Raw genomic sequence first — 6558 nt, forward strand, 5'->3', positions numbered from 1 at the left:
GTCAGCATCATCATCGCCGTCATGTGGTCGACGGGGATCTGGAAGAAGCCCTGGACCTGACCGGCGTGCAGGTCCATCGTCAGCACGCGGTCCGCGCCCGCGGACTCGAGCATCCGGGCGACGAGGCGCGACGAGATCGGCTCGCGCGGGGCGCTCTTCTTGTCCTGGCGCGAGTAGCCGTACCAGGGGGTCACCGCGATCACGCGGTGGGCGGACGCGCCGACGGCGGCGTCGATCATCACCAGGAGCTCCATCAGCGCGTCGTTGGCGCTGATGCCCGTGGCGGGGTTGCCGCAGGTCGGCTGGACGATGAAGACGTCGGCGCCGCGGATCGACTCCTCGAAGCGGCAGTAGACCTCGCCGTTCTGGAACGTCTTGAGCGTCACCGGGCCGGGCACGACGCCCAGGCGGCCGGCGATGGCGTCCGCGAGGCCGGGGTTCGCCCGCCCGCTGAAGAGCATGAGCTTCTTGTCGTAGCCCAGCTGGAGGCTGGTGCCGGGCGATTGCAGAGTCGACGGGACGGAGCTCACGGTGAGGCGGATCCAGGGCGAGAAGACAGGAGGCGCGGACCGGTCGCGAACGACCGGCGCAGCCCGGCAGGCTACTCGCCCGTCGGTCCCGATGACGGACGCCGCCGCCCCGGCGGGCCGTCCGCGCGGCCGCGTGAACGACCCGTGTACGGCGGATCGTCCTGCTCAGGGGCGGGTTCTCCCCCAGGCCGCCGCCGCGTCCGGATCAGTCCTTCTGCGCGGCCCGCGCGGCGGCCTGGTCGGCGTAGCCGTCGAGGTTCTTCTGCCGGGCGCGGGCGATCGCCAACGCGCCGGGGGGGACGTCCCTGGTGATGACGCTGCCGGCGCCCGTGAAGACGTCGTCGCCGACCGTGACCGGAGCGACGAGCGTCGTGTCGACGCCCGTCCGCACACCGGCGCCGATCGTCGTGCGGTGCTTGTGGTATCCGTCGTAGTTCGAGGTGATCGTCGCCGCGCCGAGGTTCGTGCCCGGCCCGACGTCGGCGTCGCCGATGTAGCTGAGGTGCGGGACCTTCGAGCCGACGCCGATGTCGCTGTTCTTGATCTCGACGAACGCGCCGGCCTTGGCGCCCTCGCGCAGCACCGTGCCGGGCCGCAGGTAGCTGAAGGGGCCGACGGTCGCCCCGGACTCCGCCACGGCGCCCAGGACGTGGCTGTGGAGGACCGTGGCGCCGGCCCCGATGGTCGCGTCGATCGCGGTCGTGTGCGGACCGACGACGGCACGCTCGGCGACGGTCGTGGTGCCGCGCAGGACGCAGCCGGTCTCGATCACGGCGTCCGGGGCGATCGTCACCCCCACGTCGATCACCGTCGCGGCGGGCTGGACGATCGACACGCCGGCGCGCAGGTGACCCTCGTGGATGCGGGCCTGGGCGAGCTCGCGGACGACGGCGAGCTCGGCGCGGTCGTTGACGCCGAGGACGATCTCCGGGCGCGGGGCCCGGTGGGCGCCGACGCGGTCACCGTCGGCGCGGAGGATCCCGAGGACGTCGGGGAGGTACCGCTCGCCCTGCGCGTTGCCGTCGCCGACCCGCGGCAGCGCGTCGAGCAGGCGGTCGCCGGAGAAGCAGTAGACGCCCGCGTTGACCTCGCGGATCAGCAGCTCGTCGTCGGTGGCGTCGCCGGCGACCTTGGTCTCGACGATCTTCGTGACGGCTCCGGAGGCGTCGCGGACCACGCGCCCGAGCTGGCCCGGGTCGTCGAGCTCGGCCGAGAGGACCGTCGCCGCGTTGCCCTCGGCGGCGTGGGTGGCCAGCAGCGCCCGCACGACGTCGCCGGTCACGAGCGGCGCGTCGCCCGTGAGGACGACGACCGGCGCGCCGGGGTCGACGGCGCCCAGCGCGGCGGTCACGGCCCCCGCGGTGCCGTCGCCGTGGACGTCGGCGTGCTGCTCGACGATCTCGACCCCGTCGGGCAGGTGGCCCTCCAGGACGCGAGCCGGCTGGTCGACGACGACGGTGCGGCCGGCACCGGCGTCCTGGGCCGCGCGGAGCACCCAGCCGATCAGCGGCAGGCCGCAGAGGTCGTGCAGGACCTTCGGCGTGGCGGATCGCATCCGGGTGCCGCGGCCGGCGGCCAGGACGATCACGGTCGGGGCGTGCTCGGGGCTCACGCGGCGGAGGGTACGCGACCGCGTCCGAGGCTGGGGAGCCCGGATTCGAACCGGGACCGAACAGCTCCAAAGGCTGACGTGCTGCCGTTACACCACTCCCCAGTGGCCGGTCAGACAGTCTTGCGGACTCGCCGCTGGACCGTCAGGCCGGGGTGCCGGGACCGCGCGGGCGATCCGTCGCCGTCGGGGTGGAAGGTCGTCTCGTCCAGCAGGATTCCCCCCGGTCGCCGCGTCGTTCTTGCGCTCCTCGTCCTTGTCGATGCCGATCGTCTCGACCGAGACCTTGCCGTCCTGGTGCAGCGCCCGCGCCCGTCCGGGTCGTCGAGCGTGGGTCAGTCCCAGGTGATGTTCGTGCCGACCGGGCCCGGGGGCGCGGCCGCCACGAGCGGGATCGCGCCGGCGAGCACCGTCGCGAACGACCCGGTGCTGCGGCTGATCAGGTCCATCAGGGTCGCGACGGGCGTGGCGACGTCGCTGATGCCGTTGGCGTAGTCGGTCTGGAAGCCGATCAGGCCGTAGGGGATCCCGGCCTCGCCGAACAGCGTCGTCTCGGGGCCCGCCGTCTGGCTGACGGCCGTGACGCCCGCCGCCACCAGCGTCCGGATCTCGGCCTTCGTGTTGAAGCGCGGCCCGTCGACGTGGCCGTAGCACCCGCCGTCGCGCACGGCCAGGCCCGCGTCGCGGGCCGCGGTCAGGAGCGCGTCGCGCAGCGGGGCCGAGAACGGGTCCTCGAACACCCAGTGCCCGCGTCCCGGCGTGCCGGGCTCCGTGTGCAGGGTGCAGAGGGAGCCGTCGGCCAGGCGGTTCTGCAGGAAGTGCAGGTCGTCGAAGACGACGAGGCTGCCGAGCTCGGCGTCCGGGTCGCACGTGCCGCAGACCGTGACGGCGAGGACCGCGTCGACGGCCAGCTCGCGGAGCGCGAGGACGTTCGCGCGGTGCGTGACCTGGTGCGAGACGAGCTCGTGGCCGTCGCGGTGCCGGGCCAGGTGGACGACCTCGACGCCGCCGAGCGTGCCGACGGTCACCGGCACGTCGCCCTCGGGCGTGGCGACCGTCCGCGGCTCGGCGCCTCGGAGGCCCTCCAGCGCGTAGGTGCCCGAGCCCGTGACGATGCCGATCCGCATGGGGGGCGATGCTACGGCAGCGCGGGCCCGCTACCTGGCGGTGCGCCGGCCGCCCGAGGCGGGTCGGCGCGGGCGCGGCTCGCGCTCGCCGAGCGTCGGGCCGTCGTGCTGGCCGAGGCCGAGGACGCGCATCGCCTTCAGGCCGAGGCTCAGGCGCTCGCGACCGTCGCTGGAGGTGACGTCCAGGCCGCAGAGCTCGCGGACGCGCTCCAGGCGGTAGCGGACGGTGTGGCGGTGCGTGAAGAGGCGCTGGGCCGCCGCGGCCACCGAGCCGTCGGCGTCGAGGTACGCGGTGACCGTGCCGACGAGGTCCGTCTCGTACTGGCCGTCGTAGGCGGCGAGCGGCTCGATCGTCTCGGCGTAGAAGCGGCGGAGCTCGTCGGGGTTCTCGCTCATCGCGGAGAGCAGCAGGCGGTAGGCGCCGGTCTCCTCGAAGCCGAGGACCGCGTTCTCCGGGTCGCCCTCGCTGACGTTGCAGGCCAGCAGGGCCTCCTGGACCGCGCGGGGCAGGTCGCCCGGCTGGTCGGTCGCGCGGCCGTGGCCGACGGAGACCGCGTGGCCGGGGAGGACGCCGTCGAGCTCGGTGAACGCGGCCTGGGCGGCGCGGGAGACCGCGTCGTCCGACCCGCCGGGGATCAGGGCGATGACCTCGCAGGCGGGGCCGGGGCGGTCGAGGCCGCCGACCAGGGAGCTCGGGCTGACGGCGCGGGCGCCGCGCTCGACGGCGGCGAGCGCGCGGGCGCGCCAGCCCTCGTCGCCGGCGACGTGCGGGTGGACGCGGACGACCAGCGCGCCGGTCGACTCCGACAGGTCGAGGCCGAGCTCGCTGCCGCGCTCGACGATCAGGGCGCCGTCGACGAACGTGCCGTCCAGCAGGCCGGCGCAGAAGGCCGCGGACTCCTCCTGGCTGGCGCGGGCCGGGGCGCGGACCCGCTCGACCTCGAGGGCCAGGACGGTGAGCACGAGCGCCAGGACCCCGGCGTCCGGCTCGCCGCGGTGCTGGAGGACGGCGCTGCCGGCCGTCTCGCCCGCCACGGTGAGGGTCAGGGCCTCGAGCTCGCCGCGGACGGCGAGCAGGCGCCGCTCCTCGTCGCGTGAGCGCGCGGCGACGGCGAGGACCGCTCCGCCGCGATCGGCGACGACCAGCCCGGCGTCGAGGGCCCGCGCGACGGCGCGGGCGAGAGCCGGTAGACCGGAGCCGGAGGACACGGCCTCGGCGATGGCGTCGAGGGGGCCCGCGTCACTGACCACCGGCGAGTCGGGCGGATTCACAAAGCCCATCGTACCGGTGGGGACCCAACGCCCTCCGGCACCCCTCGCGCGTGCGAGGCCGCGGCGGCACCCCGGCCACCCGGGATCGGCCGGAATGCGCGCGCCCGGCTCACGATCGCGGGCGGCTTCGGACCGCGGACCCGATCAGCTCAGGAAGCGGTCGACGACCTGCAGGCCGACGTAGATGCCGCCGATGGCGAACGCCCAGACGACGACGAGCGCCAGGACGCCCGCGGCGCTGCGCTGCCACCACGTCGGGTACATCCGGACGACCGGCACGAAGATCAGGCCGACGACCGTGACCACGGACACCAGGGTGCCCAGCCCGATCACGAGCCAGGTGACGAAGTCCCCGTTCATGCGTCGGGAGTGTGACGGATGTGCCCGACGACGATCGCGACGATGCCCACCGCGGCCATGATCGCGGCCGACAGCCCGGCGCCGGCGAGCACGTCGGAGAGGTAGGCCGTGCGCAGCACGAGCGGGGCCGTGCAGATCGCCGCGGCCAGGATCGCGGCGAGCCCGGTGAGGCCGACGCGCCCCGGGATCCGGCGCACCGCGGGGCTCAGCGCCAACGCGATCGCGACCAGGACGACGGCCGCCACCGCCACCGGGGACGGGAAGCTCGCGCCGCCGACGTGCTCGAGCGCGCCGGGCGGCGGGAGCCGGTCCTCGGAGCCGCGGACGATCGCGCCGATCCCCAGGGCCGCGGTCGTCGCGACGACCAGGGCGATCGCCGCGCCGACCCGGCGCCGCGACGCGAGGAAGAACGCCGCGAGCACCGCGAGGATCCCCACGACCGGATAGGACCCGACGACGACGCCGATCCGCGAGAGGTCGTCCGCGGGCCCGAACGTCAGCCGCTCGACCCAGTCCAGGGTGCTGACGTCGCCGGCGGTCAGGCCCGACGGGCCCCGATCGTCCAGGGTCGACTCCAGCCCCACGAACGCGAACGTGCCGACGGCGACGACGGCCGCCAGCGTGGTCGCCTCCAGCCCGATGCCGCCCGGCGTGATGCGGTGCCAGGCGAACCGCACCGGCACCGAGACCGGGCGCCAGACGGCCAGTAGCATCCGGCCCCAGCGGGTCTGCTGCGCCTCCTCGATCCAGGCGGCGGCCTTGTCGCGGTTGCCCTCGACGCCGAGCCAGTGGACCAGGGCGATGACCGCGACGGCGATCGCGACGACGGTGCCGAAGGCGAACGCGCCCTGCTTGATCCAGCCGAGGAGCTTGTCGAGGCTCTGCCAGAACGCGTAGCCGAGCGTGACGAACAGCGCGGACCAGAGGCCGCTGCCGATCACGGCGTAGGGCAGGAAGCGGCGCCAGGAGAGGCCGCTGGAGCCGAGGATGAACGGCGCGACCGCGCGGACGAAGCCGATGAAGCGGCCGATCACGATCGCCTTGCCGCCGTGCTTCTCGAGGAAGCGCTCGACGGACGCCAGGCGGTCGGGGGTGATCTTGACCTTCGGCCCGTGGCGCTCGAGGAAGCCGCGGCCGAGCCGCCGGCCGAGGCCGAAGCTCGCCGCGTCGCCGAGGAACGCGGACGCCCAGACGATCGCCAGCAGCAGGAAGAAGCTGAGGGTGCCCTCGCCGGAGAGCACCCCGCCGAGGATCACGAACGTCTCGCCGGGCGCCACGAGGCCGACGAACGCGCCGGTCTCGAGGAACGCCAGGACGCCGACGATCGGGTACGCCCAGTGGCCGACCGCGTCGCCGACGTCGCCGACCTTCTCCTGCAGCGGCAGGTCCTCGAGCGACGGGATCGTGACGAACCCGCCGCCGATCACGACGCCGACGGCGACCGCGACGGCAGCCAGCGGCAGCGCCCAGCCGGGCGTGCTGCCGCGGCGGCGGAAGAACCAGAGGAGCGCCGGGGCGATGACGACGAGCGACAGCCAGAGCGGCGCGATGGCCGCGAGTGGCGTAGGTCGAAACCATTGGGTACGACGGGAGGAGCGGGCCTGGGCCGCATTCCTCCGATCACGAGCCGCGACGCAGCGCGGCGAACATGCAGACTGAC

Annotated in this window: 6 protein-coding genes and 1 tRNA gene; all 7 read right to left on the bottom strand. The window is 74.6% G+C overall.

Features of this window, described 5'->3' with window-relative positions:
• Window positions 1–482, bottom strand: a 482-nt coding sequence (prs, locus tag AB0L40_RS25625; RefSeq protein WP_364361295.1) for a ribose-phosphate diphosphokinase, incomplete at its 3' end; no start/stop codon positions are given.
• A gap of 253 nt (window positions 483–735) precedes the next feature.
• The gene (gene glmU, locus AB0L40_RS25630; protein WP_364361285.1) at window positions 736–2142 is read right to left on the bottom strand and encodes a bifunctional UDP-N-acetylglucosamine diphosphorylase/glucosamine-1-phosphate N-acetyltransferase GlmU; all 1407 of its coding nucleotides are present in this window, start codon (window positions 2140–2142) and stop codon (window positions 736–738) included.
• A gap of 30 nt (window positions 2143–2172) precedes the next feature.
• Window positions 2173–2244 (bottom strand) — tRNA-Gln (locus AB0L40_RS25635).
• A gap of 230 nt (window positions 2245–2474) precedes the next feature.
• Entirely contained in the window at window positions 2475–3266 is a 792-nt protein-coding gene (locus AB0L40_RS25640) for an MTAP family purine nucleoside phosphorylase (RefSeq protein ID WP_364361287.1), read from the bottom strand.
• A gap of 30 nt (window positions 3267–3296) precedes the next feature.
• Window positions 3297–4538, bottom strand: coding sequence for a helix-turn-helix domain-containing protein (locus AB0L40_RS25645; RefSeq protein WP_364361289.1), 1242 nt, complete (start codon window positions 4536–4538; stop codon window positions 3297–3299).
• Window positions 4539–4682: 144 nt separating this feature from the next.
• The gene (locus AB0L40_RS25650) at window positions 4683–4898 is read right to left on the bottom strand and encodes a hypothetical protein (protein WP_364361291.1); all 216 of its coding nucleotides are present in this window, start codon (window positions 4896–4898) and stop codon (window positions 4683–4685) included.
• Window positions 4895–6558, bottom strand: a 1664-nt coding sequence (locus AB0L40_RS25655; protein WP_364361293.1) for a VTT domain-containing protein, incomplete at its 5' end; no start/stop codon positions are given. The genes AB0L40_RS25650 and AB0L40_RS25655, both read right to left, overlap by 4 nt.

It is taken from the genome of Patulibacter sp. NPDC049589, assembly GCF_040675535.1.
In the GTDB taxonomy this organism is placed as follows: domain Bacteria; phylum Actinomycetota; class Thermoleophilia; order Solirubrobacterales; family Solirubrobacteraceae; genus Patulibacter.

What these genes read in the sequence shown, in the direction of transcription:
- AB0L40_RS25640 (WP_364361287.1), bottom strand. Translation starts at nt 3,266, where the DNA reads ATGCGGATCGGCATCGTCACGGGCTCGGGCACCTACGCGCTGGAGGGC.
- AB0L40_RS25650 (WP_364361291.1), bottom strand. Translation starts at nt 4,898, where the DNA reads ATGAACGGGGACTTCGTCACCTGGCTCGTGATCGGGCTGGGCACCCTG.